This window comes from Halorhabdus tiamatea SARL4B, assembly GCF_000470655.1.
Taxonomy (GTDB): domain Archaea; phylum Halobacteriota; class Halobacteria; order Halobacteriales; family Haloarculaceae; genus Halorhabdus; species Halorhabdus tiamatea.
In genome coordinates, this window is the sequence record NC_021921.1 from 937596 (window position 1) to 962926 (window position 25331).

Consider the following 25331-nt stretch of genomic DNA (forward strand, 5'->3'; position numbering starts at 1 on the left):
ACGAGCGAACCGGGACCGCTTGTCGATTGCTCAGTCCAGCTGACGGTCGAGACGACCCCGGACCGTCTCCTCGATAGTGTGACGGACTTCCCAGCCGAGAGTCTCACGCGCTGCGCTCGTATCGACGCCGAACGCCGAAACGAGTGTCTCGTCGCCGGCGCGTGGGTTCTCGACCAGTTCGACGTCTGCGTCGAGACCGTACTCGCCGGCGATCGACTGGATCCGCTCGGCAACAGTCATGATCGAAGGGTCCTCGTCGCTGGCGATCTCGTAGCGCTCGACGCCCGTTTCGCCCGCCGCGAGCTGCTCGGCGAGACGTTCGGCGCTGCGGACGTACGCCCGGGCGACGTCCTTGACGTGGATGTAGTTGCGCGCCTGCGTGCCCGGTTCGTAGACCGTGAGCGTCTCGCCCTCGAGGAGTCGACCCAGGAAGAAGTTGATGACCGTCCCCTTCGAGACGGTCTGGTCGCCGATGTGATGACTCCCGTAGAGGTTCGACTTGAGGAAGAGGTGGGCCGGGAACGCGCCATCGGCGTAGGTCTCGATGGCCTGTTCGCCGAGGACTTTCGTCCGGCCGTACCAGTTCATCGGGTCGCGTGGCTGCTCGACGGTGATCGGGAACGACTCGGGGTCGCCCAGTACAGCCATGCTGAAGGGGAAGACGAGCGCCGCGCCACGCTGCCGGCAGAACCACGCGACGTTGTGCGTCCCGACGACGTTGGTCTCGTAGGCGAGGTCGGCGTTCTCGGTACAGTCGTCGACGCCGCTGACCGCCGCCAGGTGCATGACGATGTCGCTCCCCGCGAGCGCGTCTTCGAGGCGATCACGGTCTCGAATGTCGACGTGTTCGACGGTGACGTCGCCGATCTCCCGGACGTCGCCGAGATAGAAGTTGTCGATCGCCGTGAGCTCCCAGTCGGGGTGGGCGTGCTGTAGGCGGTCGACGACGCGGGAGCCGATGAAGCCCGCCGCGCCGGTGACGGCGATCGAGAGCGGTTCGTCGGGGTCAAACGAGGCATCTTCAGTCATACGTTGATCTCCTGTCGGTCCCGGAGAACGGTGGCGAGGTCCCGGACGCCCTCTCGCAGGGTCCACTCGGGCTCGAAGCCAGTCTCGGCGAGGCGGTCGAAGTTGACGTGATAGGAGGGGCCGGGGTGTTCGTCCTCGAGGTAAGTCACGTCGACCGGTGCGACTTCCTCGCTGACGACCGCGGCGATCTCGCTGATGCGGTAGTTGCCGGCGTCGCTGCCGACGTTGTAGACGGCCTTCGGCCACGAGTCGGGGTTGCGGGCGGCGTGGGCGAACGCCCGGGCGGAATCCCGGACGTGGATGAACGGCCGCCAGTTCGATCCGTCGCCGTAGACCGTCAGCGGCCGGCCGGTCAGCGCCCGGAAGACGAAGTGGTTGACCACGAGGTTGAAGCGGACGCCCGGGGCGTAGCCGTAGTTGGTGCTCATCCGGAGCGCGGTCGCGTTCGCGCCGGTCTCGGCCGCGAACTCGGCGACGCTCTCCTCGGCGGCGACCTTCGCCTCGGCGTAGGGATTGAGCGGGTCGGGCTCGGTCGTCTCGTCGATGTCGGTCGTCGCCGCGCGGCCGTAGTTGTTACACGAGGAGGCGAAGACGAGGGTCTCGACGCCGAGTTTCCGGGCGGCGTTGACGACGTTTTCGGTGCCCTCCAGATTGACCGCCATCGTCTCCTCGCGGCGGTCGTGGGTGCTCGCCGCGCCGGTGATCGCCGCGAGGTGGATCACGGTATCGACGTCACTCATCGCGTTCTCGACGTTGCCGTACTCCCGGACGTCGCCGCGCCGGAAGTCCAGGTCGCCGTCGACGCGGGCTTCGAGTAGATGGCGTGGCGACCCGCTGGCGAGTGAGTCGAGCACGACGATCCGATCGACGTCGGGGGCATCGGCGAGCAGCGGCAGGAGGGCGCTGCCGATGTAACCCATCCCGCCCGTCACGAGGACGTCCATGGCAGACGATCAGTCCTCGTCCTCGGTCAGCACGCCCGGGAGGAACCGATCCTCGTGGGCCGTGATCCGGTCGTCGTGTTCGACCAGGGTGCCGAGGATCGACCGGACGCCCTCTTCGAAGGTGGTTCCCTGCCCGTCGATGAGGTCGGCGTAGCGGTCGTTTTCGATCTCCATCTTGTGGGTCTCGTCCTCGTCGCGGGGGTTCTCGTAGTGTTTGACGTCGACGTCGAGATCGTACTCGCCCGCGACGTCGGCGATGGTCTCGGCGACCTCGACGATGGAGATCGCACGCGTGACCTGGTTGTAGACGACGTGATCGTCGGGTCGGTCGTCGGGGTCGATGAGCGCGAGTTGTGCGAGCCCCTCGACGGCGTCCTCCATCGCGACGAACGGTTTGCGCTGCTCGCCCTTGCCGTAGACCGTCATCGGGTAGCCCGCGACGGCCTGGGCGGCGAAGCGGTGAGCGACGACGCCGAAGTAGTAGTCGAAGTCGAAGCGAGTGGCGAGGCGCGGATCGGCTTCGGTCTCCTCGATCCCCGTGCCGTAGGTGATCGCCGTCCGCACGTCCGTGATGGGGATGTCGAACTGCGAGTGCGCCAGGCGCATGTTCGCGGCGTCGTGGCTCTTGGTGAGGTGGTACCAGCTGCCCGCCATTGCCGGGAACGGGACTTCGTCGTCCTCGCCCTGGTTCTCCATCGTCGCGCCACCCTCGGGGATCGGGAACTCGGGCGCGCCGTAGACGCCGGTCGTCGTGGTCTCGATGAAGTGAGTGTCCGTCAGGTCGTGTTCTTCGAGGCCCCACAGCAGATTGCGGGTGGCCTGCATGTTGTTGTGCTGGGTGTAGTTGGCCCGCTCGCCGTTGATCTGGGAATAGGGCGCGGATGGCTGTGCGGCCGTGTGCACGATGGTGTCCGGTTCGTGGACGGCCAGGAGTTCGTCGACGAAGGACTTCTCGACGAGATCGCCCTCGACGAAGGAGAGGTTCGTGATGTCGTGAACTTCCTCTGCGGCCTCGATGCGCTCGTCGATCGAGGCGATCGGGACGCCGCTGACGGAGCCGACCTCCTCGACCCACTCCCGTCGCGCGAAGTTGTCGACGAGAATCACGCGGTCGTCGGTTCGCGTCGCGATGCGGAGGGCAGTCGGCCAGCCGATGTGTCCGTCGCCGCCGGTGACGATGATCGTCATGTGTTACTCACAAAGTGAGTAACTATCTGTATAAGTCTTTCCGTTGGTTTCCTCTCCGAGTTACTCACTCAATTCGCTCGCTCCTCGAGGTCGGAGGCTCCACCCTGTACTATACTGAATCCTCAGTGAGGTACTCGACGCTTCGCTGAATGATTTCGTGAGTGAATTCCGTCGTCACGTAGCCCTGTGTTCCCGCCACTGCGTCGTGCTTGACCGTCGCCAGAACCCACGGCGAACAGTACGACGTCTTCTCCGGATCATTGCCCGCGATCCAGTCGTCGTCACTGACCTCGATATTGTCGGGGAGGTCACTCAACGTCAGGCCCGCGCAGATGTACTCCTCGCCGGCGTACGGAATAGTGTCGGCGGCCAGTACCAACCACGGTCGCGGATCCCCACCGATATTGTACGGATCCGGAGCCCAGAACACGTCCCCCCGCTCGAACGAGTCACCCCTCATTGCGATGATCGCGGGGATCGACGGCGTGTTCCTGCCATGCCGCCATTTCCGGCGTCTCCTCGTCCGTCTCTCGGTCCGCCAGCGCGACAGCCGCGTGTCCGGTGGCCGCATCGAGGCTCCGATCGTGATCGCTGGCCCGCCAGTAGTTCCCGCGATGATCGACCCGTCCCCGTTCGCGCAATCGGACGAGTGTCGGCCCGACGGAGCCGGCTTTGACGTCCGTCTCGGTCGCTATCTCGCTCTGCGTGAAGGCTTCGTCCGGATGGTTCCGCAGGAAGTCGAGAATCGTCGCGGCGTTCGTCCCTGGCGTCGGACCATCGCTACCTCCGTCGTCCCCCAATTTCTCGAACCGTTCGTTGCTGATCGGCATAGCTATAGATATGTATCGACATGTATTGAATGTATTGGGGGCCGTATGACTGAGGTAACGTAGTCGAAACCGAGATCCTCAGAGTACTGCTCAGGCAGTGCTTCGGAGCGCGTCGATCACGTCGTCGAGTCCGACAAGCGTGAGGTCGTTTCGTTCGGCCGCCGCTTCGCGTACCGACCGGGCGAACCCGCTCCGTGCGAACAGGACGTACTCGACGTCCGGGTCACCGCCGGCCGGCGGCGTCCATCTGACGCGTTCGGCATCCTCTTCGAGCTGCGCTAGGACGTCGTAGCCCAGTGGCTGGCTGGTGAACTTACACTCCCCGAGCAACAGCGTCCCGCCGGTCGTCGGTGCGGCGACGTCGATCTCGTGGCCGTCGTACCACCAGGCTCCCGGATAGCGCGTCATCGTATAGGACGGGAACAACGTCGGGAGTGCGTCCCGACAGAGTCGTTCGAACGTCCCGCTGACGAAGTCCGGGAGGTGGGGTTCGACGAGGTCGGCATAGGCGTTCTCGCCGTGGAGTTCGTATCGCCCGGCCTGACCGTGGATGAACCGGAACCAGAACCGAAACAGCGGATCCCGGATCCGATACCGGGTTCGTCTCGTCGTCGTCGGGTCGACAGTCACTGGATGGGTGCGCTCGATCAGATCGAGCGTTTCGAGTCGGTCGAAGTAGTAACTCGTATCCCGACTCTGCAGGCCGGCTCCCTGGGCGATCTCGTTTCGGGCGCGATTCCCTCGGGCCATCGACTCCAGGAGAGCGAAAAATCGGTTGACTTCGTCGAGTTCCATCTGCAGGACTGTCTCCGGTTCGTCGTGGAGCGGTCCTTCCGAATCTAAGAGTGTCCGTGAAACGTTCTCCCCGACGGACCGATCGTCAGAGAGCGGGCGCAGATACCGCGGCGTCCCCCCAAATATACCGTAGGTGAACACCTGTTCTTCGGGCCCGTACGCAGGGACGAACCGCATCGCCGCGTCGAAGGACAGCTGCGCGAGTTCGATCCGTCCGTTGGGCGTCTGTGAGACTCTTCCATACAGCGGTGCTCCGCCGTCCAGCACGTGTTCGTGGACCATCCCGATCGACGACCCGGTGAGTACCAGCGTTCCGCCGCTATCTACCAGTTCGTGATCGACCAGCCGCTGGATCTCCGAGGGGAGCGAGGGCGTGGTCTCGACGAGATACGGAAACTCGTCGAGAACGACGATCGCGTCGTCCTGAAGGAGGTGTTTCAGGAGCGTCTCCCACTCCGGGCGCACGTCTTCGATCCCCGGATCAACACTCGCCGCATCCGCGAGGAACCGATCGAGTTGCGTCGCCGGCGTCGTCTGGGTCGCCTGGTGGTAGACAGCGTTCTCACGATCGCGAAGCGAATGCAGGACCAAGGCGGTCTTGCCGATCCGACGACGACCGTAAATCACGGCCAACTCGAAGTCGTCACTGTCGTACAACGACTCCAGCCGCGCGAGTTCGTCCGCACGATCAACGAATCTGGTCATGATTCTTCTGCGTGGGCGACCATTATAAGTACTGTGATTAGTATAATCCAACTTCGCAGAAATTGATTTCGTAGAAGTGAATCTCTACTAATTGCGACTTTGTTACAGGCGTCTCGAGCGCAGCGCTGTGAGACTGGATCGCAAGTAGGCTGCTCCGCCGTCGATATTGACCGTGGTGAAACCAGTCGGCTGCCGGCTGGACCGGTTTCTGGTCGGTGGATGTCCGAATCCCGCCACGCGCATCTGTCGTCGAGGCCAGCAAAAGGCTATACGTAATTATCGCAGTCATCATTATCGAGAGTATGACCTTCCACGATCGGGCGGCGGAACTCGATGCTCTCGGGACAGCGTTCGAATCGTCGTGGTGAACTCGGTCCCTACGCCGACGTCGGACGGTGGTGGTACGGCGAAGACGAGATCGACAGCGTCGGGCTCGCTCCCGGGGACGATCGGATCCTCTTCGCGGAATGTACGTGGACAACACAGCCAGTCGGTCACGGACTCGCGTCACAGCTCCGTGAGAAGGCCGAGCGGGTGCGATGGGGACCGGAGACGCGTGAGGCGGCGTTCGCGCTGTTCTCGAAAAGCGGGTTCGTCGACGGACTCCCGGACGAGCTGGGCGAGAACTGGTCGCTGTACGGACTAGACGAGATCGAGGCACTGCTGTAACGAGAAGAAAACGGGAGTGTCTGGTTGTACCGTCAGATCCGGTGGAATTCCTCGAGTACGTCTTCGGGGACGGGGTTGGTGTACTCGAACGGTTCGTCCGCACAGAGCGCTTCGAAGTCGCGATCGGTCGTGAGCAGTCGATCGGCGTCCGCTTCACGCGCCACGGCAAGATAAAAACAGTCGTAGACATCGTGGTTTTTCTCGGCACTGATCTCGTAAGCTTCGAGGAGGAGCGCCGGATCGATCCGAACGGTCTCCATCGGATACTGTAACAGTGACGTGACGGCGTTGCGCGCCTCGACGGTCGGGACGTCGAGATCCTCGAGTACCCACTGGACACGGAGCGGCAAGTAGCCGAAGGTCAAAAGCGTGTGCTCGCCCCGGAGGGCGGGGACGAGGTGCTCTGTGACGTACGGATGCCCGGGATGGTCCTCCAGCAACTGGATTGCCAACGCGTTGACGTCAGCCAGGAGTCGCATCTATCGCCCTCCAAAGGTCGCCTCGCCCGTATCGCGAAACGTGTCTTCTCCCCACTCGTCCCTGTCTCTCCCCGAGGAGACAGTCTGTAATTCCGGAAGCCGCCGAACCAGCCGGATGTCCCCACCCTCCCGGACGACTTTGAACTCCGTCCCCCCCTCAATCTGTAGTGCATCTCGCAACTCCTTGGGGATCGTCAATCGCCCACGGTCGTTTATCTCTGCCACCCCGTACGTCTCTTCGGGAACGGACTCCTCCGGACGGCTCATGTAATCACCACAGATACATCTACAATGTTTGATCACCAAAAGTTTTGGTGATTGGATTTGTTTGACGTGGTCCGTCAGTGGGCCGACCAGAGAACAGCCAACATACTTCTCTCACCGGAACAACGCGGCACGTATGCCTGACGGAACCTGTTTCCTCTGCGGGGACAGCTACACGAAACGTGGAATGGCTCGGCACCTCCAGTCGTGTCTCGCTGACACCGCGTCGAGTGGGGAAGACTCGGCGGCCATCATCCAAATCGTAGGCGAACATCGACCCGACTACTGGCTGTACGTTGCGATTGCCCCCTCCACGACGCTGGCAACGCTAGACGAATTCCTGCGGGGCTTCTGGGTCGAGTGCTGTGGCCACCTGAGTGCGTTCACGATCGACGGCGTGCAATACGACCGACCACACGACGAGGATGCCCCGGCGGGGTTCGGGCCGCCGCCGCAGTCGATGGACGTACCTCTCGACGAGGTTCTCGAAAACGTCGATGACGCCACATTCGGATACGAGTACGACTTCGGCACGACGACCGCGCTCTCGGTGTCGGTCGTCGAGACGGGATCGTGGGGAGACGACGCGATCGCATCCTCGCTCGTCAAGGACGTCTCGCCGGTCGAGAACGTGATTGTACTGGCCCGGAACGAACAGCCGGAGCGGACGTGTGCCGACTGTGGCGATCAAGCGACGGTCGTCTGCCAGCCCTGTCTCCGTGACCCGGACGCCGGGGCGTACTTCTGTGAGTCGTGTGCCGACGCTCACGACGACGGAGAGGGATATCACGCGTTTCTTCCGGTGGTGAACTCGCCACGGTCCGGTGTGTGCGGGTATCGGGGATGACATCCTCCCCGTCGTTCACGACGGGGTTTCCTCCGTGAGAGTCTCAGCCGGTCTAAGACTCGCCGGAGGCAATATTCCCGTCGCGGTGGACGGTACTCGGGTCTGTGCGCTGTTCTTTGGGACTTTCCCTCGCGGGAGAGTGTTGTGGCTCCGACCAGTTGTGGTCGTCCCACTCGAACCGCACGGGCCGTGCCATCGGCCTGACTGCCTGTTCTGTCTGCCGTCTCAGGAATGTCTCTGAAGCTGTGAGGTCGGCGTGACCCTCGAATCCACACGGGCAGGTGAGCGTGTCCTGATGCCGTGTCGTTCGGTCTGTGCCGCCACACTGTGGGCACTCTTGGCTGGTCCACGCTTCCGACCGAACTTCCACCGAGATGCCGTATTCTTCAGCGGTACACGCCAGTCGCTCGGTGAATTGCTTGAACGCCCAAAAGTTGTGGGTCTTCGCGTTCACCTTGACCGACCAGTGCGTTTCGAGTACGTCAGTCAAGCCACCGACATACACCGTGTCCACGCCCTCGGCGTACAGTCGTTCGAGCAGATCACGACACAGTGCTTCTTGGGCGTGGTCGCGGCGACGGGTTCGCTTTCGGTACAGCCGCCGGATACGCTTGCTAGTGTACCTGTTTTCTTTGAGCTTGGACTGTAACCGGGCGATTTCTCGTGTCGTCTCACGGAATCGCTGGAACAACTCACGGCCTTCGTACAGGTATTGCTCGCCAGTCGTGGTGGTACAGGCGACGAGATTGTTTGCACCAATGTCCAGAGCGGCCTTTTCGTCGGCCAGTGGAGTGTCCCGTGTATCGGCAGAAACCGTCACGGGTTGCGAAGCTCTGAAAGTGCTATCAGTCTCGTCGTACCACAGTTCTAGTCGGCCTTGGTCTTCGTAGTCAGGCCAGTTCGGGTCGCCAACGATTTCCAACCGGAGACGGCTTTTCGGGCTGTTGTGCCTGTCACGGAGTTCTTTGCCGACAACCATCTCAAGCCTGGAGCAGTCGCCCCATTCAACGGTGTAGGCGTCCTTTCGGACGACGCCTTTGAGAACACGTCCGTCGTCCTCGTTGCCACGGAAGCCCGGCGGTTCGGGGTGTTCCGTGACCGACGTGTTCGATTCGTCGTGGTACGCCTTCTTGTTCTCGAAGAACCCGCGCCACGCTTCGGTGTTTGCTCGCCGGACCGTTTGAGCGGTGGACGCGCCGAGAACGCCTTTGTATTTGCCTTCGAGCTTGCCGGTATCGGCGTCCCACACATCTTCGCCCTCGAAGCCGTCTTCGTCGTTGTAGCGCATGAGGCGCTGGTAATTGATTTCGTTCCAGAGAGCAGCACAAGCGTCCAACAGGTCGCGTAGCACCTGCTCATCGTCGTCGGTGAGCGGTCGCACGGCGAACGTGTTGGTGCGCTTCACGACGACAGATTGTTAGGTTGCCGTGCATAAAAGACTGTTGGACCATGCGACCAAACGTAGAAATAACCCACACGTTACAGGGACGTATCAAAGACTTCGCGGAAGAACGTGACCTGTCGCTATCAGAAGCCTATACAGAGTTGTTAGAAGCCGGACTCGACACGTTGGAGACGCAAGACCAGCAGTAACTCGGCGGCTTCTCACCAGAGCTTACGCGATTCACTCCCGCCCTGTCGTCCGAGAGACTTCGTCTCTCGTGATCACGAAAATCTCTGATTTTCGAACGACTCAGTCCTCGGTTCCGACTGAGCGTCGGAACGCTCGTCCTTCGCGGGAAGGGCGGGATTCTCTCGCTGAATCAAGATAGCTCCTCGGGGAGTCGAGCACGCGTCCGCGCCAACCACACGTTCACTATTCACGACGCGATGGTCGTCACGAGTCACCGAGCGAGAGACACGGACGCGATCCTCACGACGAACGGCGTCATCAACGACGCCGGCTACGAGACTATTTGGGCGTGATCGCCGATCTCACTCACGGCGTTCCCAGAGAGCGTTAATCCGATCTCTGACGTTTGCAAACGTTCGTGTGAACATATATCCAGGGTGGCGTTCGTCCGGATCGTCCGGGATAGCGTCGCTCGAGCGTGCCCCCGGCGGTGGGTGAACGTGAGTCCGATTCGTGTGTGGGTTCGGAAGGCGATCCCATTGGCATTGCCAAACGCCATCCGGCGTGTGAGTCTCGACGTAGTGGAAGTTGTAGTCGTCGTTGCGGTACCACTGGGTTTCGAGGCTCGCTTCGGTCACGTGTGACGGGTATCGATCGGTATCGAACTCAACGACGAGCATCGACGGCGTCCCGCCAGTCCGATCCGTACGAACGCTCTCGACCAGTTCGTGCGTTCGTGCTCGATCCCGGAAGTCCTCCAAGATGGCCCCGTCGATCGGCGCACCGGCTCCCGCCATTCTCAGGCAGTGAGCCGTCCGTCTTCCGTGCGGGCGATCCGGAGTGCCTCCCGGTGACGGTCGATCGATTCTCGGATTGTCGCCCACTCCGAGACCGCCTCGAGCCGCTCTTCGAGTTCGGCATGGGTCGCCTCCTCCGGGAGTTCGATGTCTTCGGGGACCGGTGCGTCGAACTGCGCCCGGAACTGTTCGTCACGATGCTGTAGCTCTTCGAGCGTGTCCAGCAGCGCATCGACCGTGTGAGTCGTCGCGAGCTCGTTCGCCCGTCGCCACCTGACGTACGCCTCGTTTCGAACGTACCGGGTGCCGTCGCTTCCCGCCGCCTCACGAACGACTCCCATATCGAGGAGCTCCGAGAGGTGCTTGCGAGCGGCGTTGGTCGAACAGGCCGCCCGATCGGCGATCTCCGCGGCCGTGGCCGGTTTTCGAAGCCCCATGACGACGGATCGAATCCGGTGTCGTGTATCATGTGATTCGGTCCAGTGCTCTCGCTCGTCGGCGAGGGCCGTCTCGGACGGGGCGGGTTCGAACTCGGCCATACAAGATATATGAGATACTAGCGCAAATAAGTTAGGATTGCTGCGGTGGTAGTGGTTAGTCAAACGAATTCGGCTGTGAACAGCCAGAAAGCCCCCGCGTTCTCAGCCACTCCGTTCCCTCCGGTCCTTCGGACAGTCGCTTTCGTGTTGCTGACCGGGGCTTTCTGGGACTGTGAACTGCTTCCTGCAAAACGAAACACGACCGACTCGTTTCGGCGAGGTTTCAAGACCCAGGAGTGCCTATTCATCTGTAATGGCGACCCAGCAGTATCGAATCGTCTCCGCCGAGGACTCGGATATTCACGAAGAGCCCCACATCGAGGGGAGCCGCGTTACTGTCCGAGATGTACACGGACGCGTCGAACAGCGCGGACTCGCCCCCGAGCGAGTCGCCGAGCGGTACAACCTGGACATCGCGAACGTCTACGAGGCACTCGCGTATTATCACAACAACCCCGAGGAGATGCGACGAGTCGAGAAGCGCCACGACCGGGCCGCCGCCGAAGCCAGAGAACGGTCGTCACTCACACCACCCGAGAGCTGATCGATGGCGTATCGGCTCATCCTCGACGAGAACGTCGAACACGAGGTGTTCCATCGACTCGAGAACTACGGGCACGACGTCGAACACGAGGTGTTCCATCGACTCGAGAACTACGGGCACGACGTCGAACACGAGGTGTTCCATCGACTCGAGAACTACGGGCACGACGTCGAACACGAGGTGTTCCATCGACTCGAGAACTACGGGCACGACGTCGAACACGTGGATTTCGTGCCCGAACTCGGGAAAGGGACTGCTGACCATCCGATCGCGCAGTATTCACAGGCGGTACGAGGCGGATGCCCCGACCCTTGAGGTCGGGGAGGAAGCCGACACTCGATGAAACTTGCCACGCTCGATGGCAAGGCGACTCTCTCCCCACATATAAACTTTTATTAGGCAATAAATACAAATGTGAACCACGGATGGACGATGCGCCACGACGCACCGTGCCCATCAAACTCGACGTACCCGAAGCGCGTCGTGGCGACTTCCATCAAACCAAACAGCAGTTCCTGCACTGCGCCAACCGCACCAGTGAGTGGGCGTGGCGCTACGACGACCTCTGCATCACCAGCAAAAGCAAGGCCGAAAACGCTCTGTATGACGAGTTGCGCGAGGAAACCGACCTCACCGCCAACCTCGTCCAGAAAGGCATTCGCCGCGCCATCGAAGCCGTCACGAGCGGCGTCGAGAAACTGAAACAAGGCGAACAGACGAGCCAACCAGAGTTCGACTCGTGGAGCGTCGTCTACGACAAACGCTCCGCGTCGTTCAACGACGACCACGCCACGCTCTCCACGCCGAACGGTAGGGTCACTGCCGAATACGTCCTCCCACCTGAGGACGAACGCGAAGACACGCCGTTCGGAAGGTACTATGAGAGTGAAGCGTGGGACGCGTCGAGCGCAACGCTCCAGTACGACGAGCAGGACGACGCGTTCTACCTGCACGTCACGCTGAAAACCCCCGACTACGAGGGTGGCAGAACGGAACGCCACGAAACCAGTCACGATGATGATGGTGCCGAGAACGGAGTGGTTCTCGGTGTTGACCTGAACGTGACTGGCGCGTTCGCCGTCACCTCAACGGGAGAGTTCATCGGGAGTGCGGACTATCTCACCCACAAGCGTGACCAGTACGAACAACGCCGCGCCCGTCTGCAACAGACGGGTACACGGTCGGCTCACCTCACGATTCAGTCCATCGGAAGCCACTTCTCGGATTGGTCGCTGGACTGGCTCCACAACAGAGCGAACGACCTTCTCGCGGAAGCCCAAGAAGCGGATGTAGACGGCATCATCTTCGAGAACCTTGACCACATCCGCGAGAACATCGCCAACGGGTCGAAGTTCCAGCAGTGGGCCTACGCGAAGTTCGTGGAACTCGTGGAGTACAAGGTCGAGTCAACGACGCTGTTCCTTGACACGGTAAACCCGGCGTACACGAGTCAGCGGTGTTCTCACTGTGGGTTTACCCACGAGGACAACCGCGACGACAAGGCGTTCGAGTGCCAATCGTGTGGGTATGAGGTGAACGCCGATTACAACGCGGCGAAGAATATCGCCAACCGATACTGCGGATATATCCATCGCGGGCAGAAGTCTCGCGGTGGATGGGCCACCAGTCAACTGGCCCTCAAGTCAGGGACGTTGAACGTGAACGGCGACTACACGCCTGCCGAATTACTCGGTTAGAACGGGAGTCTACTGACAAGCCTCGGGGTCGTTCGAGAGAGCTCCGCTCTCTCGTGATGACGAGACGCTTCCGGCGTCTCGAACCACTTGACCCCGAGGCGGTTGACTCGACACCGATCGCGTGATCGTGAGGTCCCGCCGAAACGACTATTGGTAAGACCAGCGTATTACGTCTATATGTCTGAAGCGATTACGAACGACGATGGCGAGGACGACATCATCACCACGGTAAACTTCAAGCTCACCGAGTCGTTCCTCGAACAGATAGACGACACTTGGCAAGGACGCGGATTCAACAGTCGGAGCGAGTTCATCCGGTACACGCTTCGAGATGCCATCGAGTTCCCGACATTCGACCGCGACGAACTCGTCGCCCTGCTTGAATCCGAGGAGGATATCCGCGAGGGACGAACGACGAGCGCCGAGGAAGCCCGCGAGCGGTTCGGCACGAACGATGAGTGACGACGGCTGGATGTGGGAGCTCTCTTCGACGGCCGAAGACGACCTTGATGGACTGTCCCCTGCCGACCAAGACCGGATACTCGACAAACTCGACGAGATCGTTTCCTCACCGTGGCGCGACCCCCCGGAGTACGGTGAACCCCTCCAGAACAGCCCCTACAAGAAGATCCGCATCGGGGAGTTCAGGCTGTCTGTAATCTTCCGACAGGACGACCAGCGGCTCGTCGTCGCACGGATCAAGCGTCGGGGCGGCGCGTACACCGCTGACGACGACTGAGTGAAGCGTCTCGGAGTCATGTGGTGCGAGACGCAAAGCTCCGGCGTCTCGAACCACGTGACCTCGAGGCGGTTGACCACCGTTTTCGGCTTCCTTGAGAACCACGAGGCGGCACTGTCCTAGGCCGCGTGCGCGCAACGGATGTTCGCCTCGCCGAGCACGCGAGAAGACTTCGGCCTCACCTTCGCGGAGGCGATGACCGCCGGCTGTAGCGTCATCGCGGCCGACCATCCCGACTCCGCCGCCAGCGAGGTCATTGGTTCGATCTGTGGGCGACTGAGCGACAGTTCTATCTGTACCACCACCGTACCACAGGATATGAGCACGGACACGCCCGAAAATGGCGACGGGGAGGGCGAGATGGTGAAGCTCAACGTCAAAGTGCCGGAACGCCTGCTGGAGGAGATCGACGAACTGGCGGAGGAGTTGAACTACACCAATCGGTCGGAGTTTATCCGGGAGGTGCTGCGCGATACCACCGAGCCGATTCTCACGCCCGGGGCACAGGAGGGCGTCTCACAGGGGTATGCGGATGTCGCTGCTGGTCGAACCACCAGCCACGAGGAGATGAAAAAGAAGTTCGGAATCGACGGCTGAGAGGGCTGAAAGGTGGGCCACGACCTGGAATACTCCGACGCCATCAAGGAGACTCTGGACGAACTCGAACGTGAGGAGGCACAGCGAGTCATCAAGAAACTGGACGACAGTCTCGATTTTCCCGAGCACTTTCTCGACCGGCTGAAGAATCACCCGGGGTATAAGCTTCGCGTCGGTGACTTTCGCGTTCTGATTGATTGGGACAAGGACGACGAGACGCTCTACGCTATCGACGTGTTTGAGCGCAAAAACGAGTACCGCGAACTCGGAAAGTACCGCGAGGTGTGGGGGAGCTGGAGAGACGACGACTGACATGGGAACACACGACGACTAAGGGGGCGCACCGCAGGGGATCACGCGCCGGCGTCGAGCTCGGGTTCTTCAAAGTCGAGGGCGTCCACAACAGCGTCTGGCAGTTCCGGACGCGGTGCCGACTCGTGGCGCTCGATCTTCTCGGTTTTCCGCGTGTTCTCGTACAGCGCGCGGGCAACCGGGAGCCCCCGCAGATACTTGTAGTCGTGGAGGATCTCGACGCCCCGCTCCGTGAAGCCGTAGAACTGCGCCGGAAGATCGCGTTTCTCCGTACTTGGCTCGTAGGTGTAGCGTGCGAGGATATCCGCGTCGATCAGCGTCTCCAGTTGGTCGGTGATGGCCGCCTGACTCTTGCCGGTCATGTACGCGAGTTCGGCAAGGGACATGAGATGTGCGGGGTGGCCAAGCAACTCCTGGATAATGAGGTGGCGCGTGTCTTGGGACAGCAGCTTGAACAGTCGCTGCTGTTCGGCGAACGGCCCCGTATCGACTGCGCCAGTGGGGCTTTCACTCATGAATGGGAATATGGGTGGCGACACAATAACAGTTAGGGTTATCCAAGTTGGCGTTTTAGAAGATAGCCAAAGTAATTCAGAAGAGATTTGGTGAGTTGGTTCGAACGGACAACCCATGAGCGATCCGAGTCCACCGCCAGACGCTGCGGACAGCATGGCCGTCGTCCAGGAAGCCATCGGAGATGTCGTACTCGAACCAGCGGAGAAGCGGGCAATCTGGCGGTTCACACGGCGCGAGTTGCCGTATCTCTGGAGTCAGCGGACGTCGTATTTCATTCTCGGAAGCTATCGTGACCCCTACATCCGCCGGTTGCGTGCCGTCCAGAACGAACTCACGAAGCAACTCGGCGCGTATCCGTTCGTCATGGGTGATCTACTGGAACTCCCGACGGAACGGCTCAACACGTTCGATATCATGTTTGCCCTGCTGGCGACGTACACCGACTACATCGTCGGCGTCTTCGAGAAGGAGAGTGGTGGCGAAGCCCCGGAGCTGGGCGAGATCGATGACCCGCCGTATTTCGAGAAATCGTACGTGTTCCCCCGCGACTACGCGTGGGTGACGGATGCGAATCTCGACTCGGCGTACCACGTCATCCAGGCCGCCCTTGAGATCGCGTTCACCGACGAGTTGACTGACGAGGCGATCACGGCGAAGATCGACGCGCTCGTTGATCGCGCACGGGAGAACGGCATCGATGTCACCGAAGACGAAGTCTGGGATGTCATTGACGACCGGACGGCGAACGCTGAGGCACCAGCAACGTACAGTTGGGTCCACCGCAACAAGTTCCGCAAGTTCGAACTCCACGATCGGTGCTTCCCGTGGACGAGCGACGAGGAGTTGCGAGATGCCGTTTCCGGCCTCCCGTCACCCACACCGCGACCGGAATGGGAAACGGGCGGGGAACCCTGAACGGCCTGAATGCCGGTCCCTGGATTTCGCTTGCCACTTGGATGCAGTCAGCGGCGAGAGTCCCTCGCTGAGGGGGTTGGTCACGCTGACGCGGCCAGCTGTGGAGATGAACTGCCAGCGATTCGGTGTTTTCTTATCAATTTCACAATCAAGTCAGCGGAGTAATCGGGTAATCGAGTCGCTGACGAGTTGCGATTCGATCTGGAGGAGTGTCGCTGCATCTTCGAGTGCTGAATCGTCTATCGCGTCTGCACATCGCGCTACGTCGGCGTCGGAGACGTATTCCAGCGCGCCGGTCCTCATATCCGTGTAGTCTCTGACGTACCAGAGGAGAGCATGGAGGTCAGCGATATCCTTCACTCGTTTATGACTCTTGTCTCGGTCGGGGAGCGAACGGATTTTCATTGCGGACAGCAACTCCGGTAGGACGATCAGTGCTTCGGCAGGCGGCGACCACGAGACGTACTCCGCCAGCGATTCACCCTTTCCCGCTTCGAATACTGGTGCCAGGAGTGGTTCCGCCGGCGGTTTGAACCCGAACACGTCTCGAAACTCCTCTAACTCCGTGGTGTCCGGAATGACATCAACGTAGACTTGAAACACCTCGTGCATACTGTGCTCGCTGGCTTCGGCTTCGCTGATTCGCTCCTGACTGTCCCGGAGAAAGTGCTGGACGAAACCGAACCGACTCCTCGTGTATCCCAAGTCTTCGATTGCCGAAATAGAGTCTCCAACCGGTGTCTCAGGGAGGTCTTCTCCCGTCCAACTCGCATCAACGTGGACGCCGATATCGATGTCTCGTGACCCAATGTACTCACGGCCGTGCGCGGCGTGGAACCCGGGGGTGACATGGAGATGGACAGCCCACCCACCGAGCAGACAGACCGGCGGTTGTGCTGCGTCAAACACTGCGTGGAGTTCCTGTTCGGAGAGTTCCGTGACCTGCGGCACGTAGTACTGTCTCACCATTATTGGTCACCGTGATACGCGTCGATGAGTTTCTCCGCCGCCTCCTCACACGGGCCGCCCTCCCCAAGCAAATCCAGAATTAGCTGGGGGATGGATACCGTCGAGAAACCATCAACCACCTGGCGATTGTAGAAGACGTGGTCATCGAGAACCCTGATCCGGGTATTTCCACCGCCCAACAACCCCTGCTCCTCGACGACTGCAAGCCACTCGTTGATCTCGGCTGGAGCAATGTAGAAGTCAGTGGTCGAAGTGAAGAGAAAGCCCTGCTGTAGATTCTCCGCCTGGTACGTTGTCAAGGCATACTGCAAGTCAGTCTCTGCGAGTAGGTCCATCGGTTGCTGGAGTGATACCTCCAGTTGATTCGGTTCAATCCGCTGGTCCAACCACACCTGATACAGCTCAACCGGTGCCACAACTTCAGTCCCGTCGATCAAGCCCTGCTCTTCGAGTTTGTCAGTGTACTGCCGAGTCCACGGTTCCGACGCCCCCGAAAGCTGTGCGACGCGGTATTTCGTCAAATCGTCTCCGGTATGATTTAACAGGACGCGAATAATCCGCTCCTTGTTGAACCCCCGTTCCCGAGCCGGCTTCTCCAAGACCGCCATGATACATTGGTTATCCCGTGTACCTATATATCTAACCAATGCATTGGGTGCGAGTGTCACTTACATACTGAACCACACAGTCTCGAAAACCAGTTGTGATCGATACTCATCGTATTGAGTCGCTACTGACAGGACTCGCTGGGCAGATCCCTGGAGTGACCCTTGGAGACGGCCACCGCCGAAGAAATCAGCACTCGGTTGACCGTCGAACTCATCGTCGAGAGCCCTTCGGCGAGGGGCCTCGTCGCGCTGCTGCGGACATATGCGGAACACACACCGCTGGCGATCCGGTGTTCTCTTATCGACTCGTTTTCCGGACTTTGGCTACTTCCTGACCGTCACCCTGACCCGTGGCTTTATTGACTCCGGCGGAACGTGTGGGTGTAATGACTGACGTGGAGGCGACGACTGCGGAACTCCTCGCGGAGAAGCCGGCTCTCGCTGACGGGCTGAAAGAGCTACTCGACGTTGACGCCGCCGAGGAGACCTGGACCTATGAGGACGTGCCTTTCGATTCGGGGACGTTCGGCGAGCTGGTCTCGCGTGGCGTCGTGGAGAAGCGCGACGGGGAGTATACGCTTGCGGATCGCGAGGCTGTTCGGCGGGCGTTGGGAGTGGAACAGGAGACCGACGAAGAGATGGCGGGGACTGCTTCGGGTAGTAGCTCGGCAGGGAGTTTCTTCGAGGACATCTCGATGCCGGACCTGCGCGTCCAGCGGCCGGTGGCGACGCTCGGGTTGGTCGGTGCGCTCGCGTTGGTGGTTCTGTTCCGGGTGCTGCCCTGGCCGGCGGTGTTCCGCGGCGAGGACGTCGTCCTCTCGGGGAACGATCCGTACTTCTATCGGTATTTCGTCCACCAGTTGGTGGAGGGCAGTACCGGTCCGCTTGATTTCTCGATCTTCTCGGCGGTACCTGACGGCATCTCCCATGGCGAGCCGCTGATGGTCGCGATGCTGTCGTGGGTGTCGATGGTGCTCGGTGGGACGTCAGCCGTTGGCGGCGTGTTGGCGTGGTTCCCTGTCGTGTCGGCGGTCGTGACCGCGCTGCTTGTGTACGTGCTTGCGGTTCGGGTGACGGAGGATCGCCGCGTCGGCATCGCCGCCGTGGCGCTGCTGGCGATCATGCCCGGCCACGCCTTCCGGACCGGGCTCGGGTTCGCGGACCACCACGCCTTCGACTATCCCTGGCTGGCGTTGACGGCGCTGGCAGTGGTGTCGCTGGTGGGTCGAGATGGACGGGAGCGTCTCGATTGGCGGACGTGGGCGTGGGGAGTTGCGCTGGGTGTCGGTGTGGCTGGCCAGACACTCGCCTGGGACGCCGGGCCGCTCTTGCTCGTGCCGCTCGGGCTGTTCGTCGTGGGTGCGGTGCCATCGTGGGTGCGTGCAGGGCGATCGCCAGCGCGCGAGGCGAGCGTGTTCGTGGGTGGGCTAGGGCTGGCCGCGGTGGTGGTATTGGCGGTCCACACCCAGTGGGGCTGGCATACGCGCGTCGTCGCGCTTGCGCCCGTGCTGTTGGTGGGCGGGAGCGTCGTGCTTGTCGGATTGGGGGAGGTGGCCCGGCGGTTCGAGGTGTCGGCGCGGTCGTTGCTCGGCGGTGAAGTGCTGATCGGCGGCGTCGGGTTCGCGGCGGTCTGGACGCTGTTTCCCGCGTTCGTTGACGAGCTCGGGCGTGGAGTTGACTTTCTGGTCTCGACAGAGGGTATCGCCGAGACGACGTCGATCTTCTCGGGGGAGTTGGGATCGATCATCGGACCGATCTTCCTGTTCGGGTTCGCGCTGTTCCTGGCGCTGCCGTACATGGGCTGGGCGCTCTGGCAGAATTACCGAGGACTCGCTCCGTCGTGGTTGCTCGTCGGCGTCTACGGCTGGTGGTTCCTGTTGCTGTCGGTGATCCAGATCCGGTTCGCCGGACAGCTGGCGCTGTTCACGGCAGTGTTCGGCGGGTTGGGGTTCGTGCACGTGGCTGCGTGGGTGGATCTGGCGGCGTATCCGCGGCCGTTCGGCGGGTCGGAAGAGTCCGGGAGTCGGGGGTTGTCTTCGGATGAAGACATCGAGGAGACGGACGATCTCGAGATGCCGGAGCGGCGACAGGCGTTGTCATTGATTGGGCTCGGACTGGGTGTCGGGTCGCTCGGTATTTTGAACACGCCGATCAAGCACTCCCAGTTGTTGATCGACGAGTCGATGTACGAGGCTGCGCGGTTCATGCGGGAGTATTCTGCGGAGCGAGAGTGGGAGTATCCCGAGAACTACGTGTTTAGCCAGTGGGGTCGAAATCGGGTCTACAACTGGTTCGTGAACGGGGAGGCCAGGAGTTACGGGTACGCACAGTCGAACTTCGGGGAGTTCCTGGCGTCGGCAGATGGCGAAGAATGGTACGAGCGATTGCGGGACCGTGCCGGGTTCGTCGCCATCGAAGAGGGGGACATGTCCAATGGCGGGCAAGCCGGGACGATCTACGATCAACTCTGGAGTGACGGGTACGGGATCGAGACGGACCATTATCGAGCGGTGTGGTCCGACGGTGAGGATTCGTTGCGAGTGTTCACATTCGTTCCCGGGGCGCGTATTGTCGGGGCTGTACCGAATGGAGGGGCCGTGACGATCGACGGGGATGCGGAAATCGACGGCGACAGTCGTCCGATCTCCGGGACGATCGACCCCGATGACACCGGTCTCTTCGACGAACGAGTCCCGTTGCCTGGCGCGTACACTGTCGGCGACTGGGAGGCCAGAGTGTCTGAGCAAGACGTCTCCGAGGAGACGGTCTTCTCTCCATTCGAGGGTGAGGCCCACTGGTCCTTCGAGGAAGGATCGGGTGAGTGGGTGTACGACCAGGCCGGGGGCCTTCACGGTCGGATTCACGGCCCAGAGTGGGTCGATGGCCGTAACGGGCCGGCACTGGCATTCGAAGGGCAATCGGACTACGTCGAAGCGCCGATAGAGTCTTTACAGGAATTCACGATAAGTCTCTGGGCGTATCCAACGGCGTTGGACATGACTGAGAACAATGATTTCCGGCATATCGTCCACACAGCGGGGGGAAGCATCCTGATCTTCGAGGATAATGGTCGAATCAGTTTCCGGCTGCCAGGTGTCGGTAGCGACCGTCTCATCGCTGACGGGATTCGTACAAATCGCTGGCAGCACGTCGCAATTACGTTCGATGGAACCGTGCGGACAGTGTATCTTGATGGGGAGCAACGAGCTCGCGATGAGGTCTCGGTGGGGAACTTGGACTGGGGTGGACAGATTCGACTGGGGAACCGCTTCGAGACGCCGTCGGAACACGGCTACGCAGGACTACTTGACGATGCGCGGATCTACGATCGAGTGGTGTCTCCCGCGGAGATGAGTGACGACAGTGAGTAGTCTGTGGTAGGTCTGGACAGGTATTGTTTCGTCTACATGTGAAAAGAGAGATCACGCGATCATCCGGTTCACAGTCCGACTGGCCAGACAGTGAAACTCCATAGTAGATGGTACCTTGTCAGTCCTGCAGATAGCCAAGATCTTCCAGGCGGGCCTTCGTGTCCTTGGACATCGTCGCCTCCACATCTGGGTCGGCGTGCTCGAAGCTCTCAAGCCACTCGTCCAGTCTGGTGTCGAGGTCAGCGACGACATCCTCGTGTGTCTCGAAGAGGTCGTTCATCTCTTCGGGGTCAGTCTGCACGTCGTACAGTTCGGTTGAGCCGTCCGAACCGCGGATGAACTTATGATCGTCAGTCCGAATCGCTCGTAATGACCGATCGTAGGTCCGGACGTGCTCTGGGAGATCACCGACACGTCTTTTGAGAGCGTCCATCCTGGGCTGTGGAGCCATGTATTCCGCGATGGCATATTCGCGTGTTTCGTCGGCGTCGGGATGGAACGAGATACCCTGAAACTGTTCTCGGGCCTCCGGCGCGTCGATATCGAGAACGTCGAGGATCGTTGGAGGAAGGTCGAGGAGTTGAACGATGTCGTGACTCTCGTCGTCCTCGAAGGGGCCGCCGTGGACGAACAGCGGAACGTGCAGGAGAGTATCGTAAAGAGCATACTGGTGGTCCATCAGCCCGTGGTCACCGATGTTCTCGCCGTGATCACTCGTGACGATAAAGAGGGACTCTTCCCACTCGTCTTCGGCTTTACAAAGATCAACGACCTCCTGGATTTTCTCTACGAGGTAGGCAATCTCGGCGCGATAAAGCGCCCGAAGGATCTCGAAATCGTCGTCGGTCACTTCGACTGTGTCGGCGATGTACCCCCAGGCGTCCTGTGGGACCTCCATGGCCGCTTCGTAGGAGACATCTTCAGGAAGGTACTCTTGGGCGTGTGCTTTCGGTGGTCGGTACTCGAGATGGGGTTCGAGGTAGTTGACGAACAGGAAGAACGGACGTGAGTCATTTCTGGTAGTCAGCCAGTCTTCGATCCACTCGTTGGTCCGGGCGGCGCCGTCGTCTTCGGTCTTCCTGAAGAACTGGCCATAGATCGCGTTCGTGAGGTTCGTAATTGGATTGCCATCGAAGAGCGCCTTCGTGGCCTCGGTGAGTTTAGTGCGTCCTTCTTCCTGGCGAGCGATGCGTCCGAGATCGGTATCGCTCTGGACGTACTGCCAGGTCTTATAGAATGTCTCGAAGCCACGGCCGAAGCCGAACTCCTCGCTGATCCAGGTGTTGTTCGAGACGGCGACGGTCTCGTAGTCGTGATGATGGAGGATTTCGGGAAGCGTTGTGAGGGTGTCGTCGAGGTGTTTGTGGCCTGCGTGTGCGCCGTGTTTTGATGGGGCAGTTCCGGTGAAAAGGGAGGCGTGGGACGGAAGCGTCCAGGGGGCAGATACGTATGCTCGATGGAAGCCAGTTCCGCTCTCTACCCAAGAAGACAGAGTTGCGTTTGAAAGGGCCGTGTTGATCGCATCGGCTCGCACGGTATCCATAACGAGTACGACGACGTTCATATGTATCCAAGATCTTCCAACTGATCTTGTACCGCCTCCGTATCCCGTTCTGTCTCTGATTTACCGGACCCAACCAGGGTAGCCAGTGACTGCCGTTCGACAGACCGTTCGGCCTGGAACTCAGTAGTGAACAGATTTGTCAGCGACTCGCCATCCATGACGTCTGGAATCGGCTCTCCGAGCGCATACAGGAGTGTGGGGGCAATGTCGAAAATACTCGCCTGCTCGCCCTCTGCGGGTTCAATAGCTGGCCCTGAAGCAACGTAAATCCCCTCCATTCGATGGCCGCCACTTCTGGCTGCTGAGGGCGGCCCGTCAACAATGTACGCGTCATTCGTGTTGGGGCGGGGATCAACGGCACAGGCGAAATCCTCGACAGTGAACAGAATATCGGGCGCGAGGTCAGTTTTCGGCCCTTCGTAGCGCTCTTCTGGCTGAAAGACGTCGATTTCGATAGGGTCGTCGTTCGAGTCTGTGATATTTTCGAGGGCGTCGATCACGGCCGCCGTATCGGCAGGGTCCTCAGAGAGCATGTAGAGCATACCGCAGGTGAGGTTCTGGCGCGGTGCGAAGACGACGCTTCGCTCCCAGTCGATGTCGTCACCGGGCGATCCACGGATGGATTTTCCGACTGACTTCGCCAGATCGTTAAGCTGGGGGATTGCAGAGACGATCGGTTCCGCGATCCGACGCAAGTGGGGAAAATAGCGGGTTCGAAGTGACTGGACGGTTGAGGTCTCAGCCGGCACACGGAGTCCGTGGGATTCAAGCCAGTCGTTCGAATAAAACGTCCGATTGACGGGGCCAAAGCCATGGTCGGAGACGAGCAAGAGGTTTGCGTCTTCACGGTCGGCAAATTCGGCAACTCTGCCGACAGTCTCGTCGACGCGTTTCCACAGCCGCGTGAGTGCGTTCTGGTGGGTCTCGTCAGCGTTGGGATCATACAGCGCGTGCTCTGGATCGTGATATCGCCAGAAATAGTGCTGGGCCCAATCAGTAACGCTCACGACCCCAAAAAAGACATCCGGACGTTTCTCTTCGAGCAGATAGGTCATCGCTGCCTCGCGTTTTTCGAGCATCTCGTGGAGATCTGACGCGAGTTGTCCAGGTCTGTTCTGGTATTTCGGATCAGCGTAGGGGACTTTGACCTCGTAGTCACCCGTGACCTCGTCAAGTTCGTGTTTGAGGTCGTCGGGTTTGGTGATCGTGTCGTCGCTGGGCGATCCGAGACCGCTAACCATGAATCCGTTTTCGCCGAGTTCGTAGGGCGGATACAGCATCGGGAAGTTGAACACGCCGACACTGTGTCCACGGGCGGCAAGGACATCCCAGAAGCTCTCGCCCTGGAACGAGTCCGAACCGAGTGACTCGAACTCGAAAGAATCGGGGTCGTCGCGATTAAGGAAGTAGAAGACGCCGGTCTTTCCGGGGTTCTGGCCCGTGGCCATCGACAGCCATGCCGGGGCGGTGATTGGCGGGAACGTGCTCTCGAGAGTGTTGGCCTGCCCCTCGTCGATGCGTGCTTGGAGTTCAGGGAGGTGTCCGTCTTCGAGGAGGGGATCGAGCACGTCCCAGGTAGCTCCGTCGAGGCCGAGGATAATAGTGTCGGTCATCGATTTGCCCTTTCAGCTACTTCTTTATAGAGGTTAGAATATTCACGCGCAGTTCGTTCGAGGGAGAACTCCGATCGAGCCCGTTCTTTGGCCTCTTGACCCAGAAGCTCTCTCTTCTTGGGGTGCTGTAACAGGTCGATTATTTCATCCGCGAATGCTTCTGGGTCGTTCGGATCGGCAAAGACGCCTGGATCGCCGACGACTTCATGGAAAACATCGATATCGCTGACGACAACAGGGAGACCGGCTGCCATCGCTTCGACAGCTGCGACACAGAAGCCTTCATACCACGACGGGAAAACCGCGATTTCTGATTTTTTAAGAACACCATACACATCATCCCGCCGAGGGAGATAGCCTGTGAACAGTACATCATTTTGTAGTCCAAGTTTAGTAGATGTATTCTGAAGATTTTCAGATAATGCACCCCCACCCACAACAATCAAAGAAGACTCAGGAACAGTATCATTAACCGTCTTGAAGGCACGCAGAGCCGTTTCATGGTTCTTTTGTTCAGTGATTGATCCAACTATCGTGATATTCGGACCGTCCGGTAGATCGACTGAGGGTCTACTGGCGCTATCAATCCGTTCCTTATCTATTCCATTATATATTACTCGCTGTTCAACTCCATTGAGAAGGCCATTGAGAAGGAGCCGCTCATACCATGCGAATGAATCTTTTGTGCTCTGAGAATTCGAAACATTATAGTCAATAATCTTATATGTAGCCGAATTGGCTGTTTTTTGTAGGGTTGTAAAAAATCGATGATCATTATGTTCTGTATTAACAACCTGAGTGCCAGTACCAAATATTGCTAATCTAGCAAGAGATCCTGTAGAATTATGATGTGTATGGAGAATGCTCACGTCGTCATTTTTGCACACCTCCCTAATGCGCGATAAAGCTGAAAGATCAATTCGGGAATCCGCACCGAGTCTCAGGACCGGGAGTTGGAGTTCTTCGATATCTGGGTCTATGTCGTCCCCAGGCATATCAAAATATGAGATAATGAGTACTTCAACATTCGTTGTGCGATGGACCTTGACGGCGATCTCGAGGGGAATTGAAGTAGAAGAAAGTTCATTTATCAAGACAGCAACTCTAACCATGGTTATAGAAGCGCAAGACAGCGATCAGTATATTATTTGTGTATTGAGGATGTGGTTACGTCCGTAGTCACACAGGTCAAACCCCGTGGCAGAAATCTACCTAGTCATGTCTTAC

Annotated in this window: 27 protein-coding genes and 1 pseudogene; 11 read left to right on the forward strand and 17 right to left on the reverse strand. The window is 59.8% G+C overall.

Annotation, left to right across the window (positions count from 1 at the left end; genetic code table 11):
* Positions 1–30: 30 nt before the first annotated feature.
* From HTIA_RS04780 to HTIA_RS04805, 6 genes are all read right to left on the reverse strand, one after another.
* The gene (locus tag HTIA_RS04780) at positions 31–1029 is read right to left on the reverse strand and encodes an NAD-dependent epimerase/dehydratase family protein (protein WP_008524423.1); all 999 of its coding nucleotides are present in this window, start codon (positions 1027–1029) and stop codon (positions 31–33) included.
* A complete protein-coding gene (locus tag HTIA_RS04785; protein WP_008524422.1) occupies positions 1026–1973 on the reverse strand; it encodes an NAD-dependent epimerase/dehydratase family protein in 948 nt (315 codons plus the stop codon). Before HTIA_RS04785 ends, HTIA_RS04780 begins: the two co-directional genes overlap by 4 nt.
* Before the next feature lie 9 nt (positions 1974–1982).
* Positions 1983–3161, reverse strand: coding sequence for an NAD-dependent epimerase/dehydratase family protein (locus tag HTIA_RS04790; protein ID WP_008524421.1), 1179 nt, complete (start codon positions 3159–3161; stop codon positions 1983–1985).
* A 109-nt stretch (positions 3162–3270) separates the two neighbouring features.
* Positions 3271–3621 (reverse strand): hypothetical protein, encoded by a 351-nt coding sequence (locus HTIA_RS04795; protein WP_008524420.1) that lies wholly within the window; start codon positions 3619–3621, stop codon positions 3271–3273.
* On the reverse strand, positions 3611–3991 hold the full coding sequence (locus tag HTIA_RS04800) for a hypothetical protein (protein WP_008524418.1): 381 nt from the start codon (positions 3989–3991) through the stop codon (positions 3611–3613). The genes HTIA_RS04795 and HTIA_RS04800 overlap by 11 nt, the downstream gene beginning before the upstream one ends.
* Before the next feature lie 90 nt (positions 3992–4081).
* On the reverse strand, positions 4082–5491 hold the full coding sequence (locus tag HTIA_RS04805) for an ATP-binding protein (RefSeq protein ID WP_008524415.1): 1410 nt from the start codon (positions 5489–5491) through the stop codon (positions 4082–4084).
* A gap of 357 nt (positions 5492–5848) precedes the next feature.
* On the opposite strand from HTIA_RS04805, the pseudogene HTIA_RS04810 reads away from it, so the two are divergent.
* A pseudogene (locus tag HTIA_RS04810) lies at positions 5849–6160 on the forward strand (DUF234 domain-containing protein); the annotation flags it as partial.
* A 32-nt stretch (positions 6161–6192) separates the two neighbouring features.
* On the opposite strand, the gene HTIA_RS16225 reads toward HTIA_RS04810, so the two are convergent.
* Together HTIA_RS16225 and HTIA_RS16230 are read right to left on the reverse strand one after the other, a co-directional pair.
* Positions 6193–6639 carry a type II toxin-antitoxin system VapC family toxin gene (locus HTIA_RS16225; protein ID WP_008524409.1) on the reverse strand — a complete coding sequence of 149 codons (447 nt, stop codon included), beginning with the start codon at positions 6637–6639 and terminating at the stop codon, positions 6193–6195.
* The gene (locus HTIA_RS16230; RefSeq protein ID WP_008524408.1) at positions 6640–6906 is read right to left on the reverse strand and encodes an AbrB/MazE/SpoVT family DNA-binding domain-containing protein; all 267 of its coding nucleotides are present in this window, start codon (positions 6904–6906) and stop codon (positions 6640–6642) included.
* Between the two features lie 133 nt (positions 6907–7039).
* On the opposite strand from HTIA_RS16230, the gene HTIA_RS04825 reads away from it, so the two are divergent.
* Complete coding sequence (locus HTIA_RS04825) at positions 7040–7750, forward strand: hypothetical protein (RefSeq protein WP_021029699.1); 711 nt, start codon at positions 7040–7042, stop codon at positions 7748–7750.
* A gap of 52 nt (positions 7751–7802) precedes the next feature.
* Here the strand turns inward: HTIA_RS04825 and HTIA_RS04830 are convergent, their stop codons facing one another.
* The 3 genes from HTIA_RS04830 to HTIA_RS15420 all read right to left on the reverse strand — a co-directional run bounded on the left by HTIA_RS04830 (position 7803) and on the right by HTIA_RS15420 (position 10659).
* The gene (locus HTIA_RS04830) at positions 7803–9155 is read right to left on the reverse strand and encodes an IS200/IS605 family transposase (RefSeq protein ID WP_020936078.1); all 1353 of its coding nucleotides are present in this window, start codon (positions 9153–9155) and stop codon (positions 7803–7805) included.
* Positions 9156–9685: 530 nt separating this feature from the next.
* Positions 9686–10120, reverse strand: coding sequence for a hypothetical protein (locus HTIA_RS04835; RefSeq protein ID WP_008528138.1), 435 nt, complete (start codon positions 10118–10120; stop codon positions 9686–9688).
* A 2-nt stretch (positions 10121–10122) separates the two neighbouring features.
* A complete protein-coding gene (locus HTIA_RS15420; RefSeq protein ID WP_008528137.1) occupies positions 10123–10659 on the reverse strand; it encodes a DUF7342 family protein in 537 nt (178 codons plus the stop codon).
* Positions 10660–10912: 253 nt separating this feature from the next.
* On the opposite strand from HTIA_RS15420, the gene HTIA_RS04845 reads away from it, so the two are divergent.
* The 7 genes from HTIA_RS04845 to HTIA_RS04875 all read left to right on the forward strand — a co-directional run bounded on the left by HTIA_RS04845 (position 10913) and on the right by HTIA_RS04875 (position 14548).
* Complete coding sequence (locus HTIA_RS04845; protein WP_008528136.1) at positions 10913–11203, forward strand: DUF433 domain-containing protein; 291 nt, start codon at positions 10913–10915, stop codon at positions 11201–11203.
* Between the two features lie 3 nt (positions 11204–11206).
* Positions 11207–11518 carry a hypothetical protein gene (locus HTIA_RS04850; protein ID WP_008528135.1) on the forward strand — a complete coding sequence of 104 codons (312 nt, stop codon included), beginning with the start codon at positions 11207–11209 and terminating at the stop codon, positions 11516–11518.
* A 110-nt stretch (positions 11519–11628) separates the two neighbouring features.
* A complete protein-coding gene (locus HTIA_RS04855) occupies positions 11629–12900 on the forward strand; it encodes an RNA-guided endonuclease InsQ/TnpB family protein (RefSeq protein ID WP_008528134.1) in 1272 nt (423 codons plus the stop codon).
* Between the two features lie 177 nt (positions 12901–13077).
* On the forward strand, positions 13078–13362 hold the full coding sequence (locus HTIA_RS04860; protein ID WP_008528133.1) for a ribbon-helix-helix domain-containing protein: 285 nt from the start codon (positions 13078–13080) through the stop codon (positions 13360–13362).
* Positions 13355–13639, forward strand: a complete 285-nt coding sequence (locus tag HTIA_RS04865; RefSeq protein ID WP_020936080.1) for a type II toxin-antitoxin system RelE family toxin — start codon at positions 13355–13357, stop codon at positions 13637–13639. Before HTIA_RS04860 ends, HTIA_RS04865 begins: the two co-directional genes overlap by 8 nt.
* 318 nt (positions 13640–13957) lie before the next feature.
* Positions 13958–14236 (forward strand): ribbon-helix-helix domain-containing protein, encoded by a 279-nt coding sequence (locus tag HTIA_RS17395; protein WP_044950935.1) that lies wholly within the window; start codon positions 13958–13960, stop codon positions 14234–14236.
* A gap of 12 nt (positions 14237–14248) precedes the next feature.
* Positions 14249–14548 carry a type II toxin-antitoxin system RelE family toxin gene (locus tag HTIA_RS04875; RefSeq protein ID WP_008528129.1) on the forward strand — a complete coding sequence of 100 codons (300 nt, stop codon included), beginning with the start codon at positions 14249–14251 and terminating at the stop codon, positions 14546–14548.
* A gap of 41 nt (positions 14549–14589) precedes the next feature.
* On the opposite strand, the gene HTIA_RS04880 is transcribed toward HTIA_RS04875, so the two are convergent.
* Positions 14590–15063: a winged helix-turn-helix domain-containing protein gene (locus HTIA_RS04880; protein WP_008528127.1), complete on the reverse strand. Its 474-nt coding sequence runs from the start codon at positions 15061–15063 to the stop codon at positions 14590–14592.
* A gap of 115 nt (positions 15064–15178) precedes the next feature.
* Here HTIA_RS04880 and HTIA_RS04885 point away from each other — a divergent pair, with 115 nt between their 5' ends.
* Positions 15179–15979 (forward strand): hypothetical protein, encoded by an 801-nt coding sequence (locus HTIA_RS04885; RefSeq protein ID WP_008528125.1) that lies wholly within the window; start codon positions 15179–15181, stop codon positions 15977–15979.
* A 153-nt stretch (positions 15980–16132) separates the two neighbouring features.
* Here the strand turns inward: HTIA_RS04885 and HTIA_RS04890 are convergent, their stop codons facing one another.
* Both HTIA_RS04890 and HTIA_RS04895 read right to left on the reverse strand, forming a co-directional pair.
* The gene (locus tag HTIA_RS04890; protein WP_008528122.1) at positions 16133–16948 is read right to left on the reverse strand and encodes a hypothetical protein; all 816 of its coding nucleotides are present in this window, start codon (positions 16946–16948) and stop codon (positions 16133–16135) included.
* On the reverse strand, positions 16948–17556 hold the full coding sequence (locus tag HTIA_RS04895; RefSeq protein ID WP_008528119.1) for a hypothetical protein: 609 nt from the start codon (positions 17554–17556) through the stop codon (positions 16948–16950). The genes HTIA_RS04890 and HTIA_RS04895 overlap by 1 nt, the downstream gene beginning before the upstream one ends.
* Before the next feature lie 386 nt (positions 17557–17942).
* On the opposite strand from HTIA_RS04895, the gene HTIA_RS04900 reads away from it, so the two are divergent.
* Positions 17943–20927: a LamG-like jellyroll fold domain-containing protein gene (locus HTIA_RS04900; RefSeq protein WP_008528118.1), complete on the forward strand. Its 2985-nt coding sequence runs from the start codon at positions 17943–17945 to the stop codon at positions 20925–20927.
* Positions 20928–21045: 118 nt separating this feature from the next.
* Here the strand turns inward: HTIA_RS04900 and HTIA_RS04905 are convergent, their stop codons facing one another.
* From HTIA_RS04905 to HTIA_RS15690, 3 genes are read right to left on the reverse strand one after another with little or no spacing between them, the layout of a single operon-like run.
* The gene (locus tag HTIA_RS04905) at positions 21046–22491 is read right to left on the reverse strand and encodes a sulfatase (RefSeq protein ID WP_008528116.1); all 1446 of its coding nucleotides are present in this window, start codon (positions 22489–22491) and stop codon (positions 21046–21048) included.
* Positions 22488–24104 (reverse strand): alkaline phosphatase family protein, encoded by a 1617-nt coding sequence (locus tag HTIA_RS04910; RefSeq protein ID WP_020936083.1) that lies wholly within the window; start codon positions 24102–24104, stop codon positions 22488–22490. The genes HTIA_RS04905 and HTIA_RS04910 overlap by 4 nt, the downstream gene beginning before the upstream one ends.
* Positions 24101–25216 carry a glycosyltransferase family 4 protein gene (locus HTIA_RS15690; RefSeq protein WP_079980310.1) on the reverse strand — a complete coding sequence of 372 codons (1116 nt, stop codon included), beginning with the start codon at positions 25214–25216 and terminating at the stop codon, positions 24101–24103. The genes HTIA_RS04910 and HTIA_RS15690 overlap by 4 nt, the downstream gene beginning before the upstream one ends.
* Positions 25217–25331: the final 115 nt, after the last annotated feature.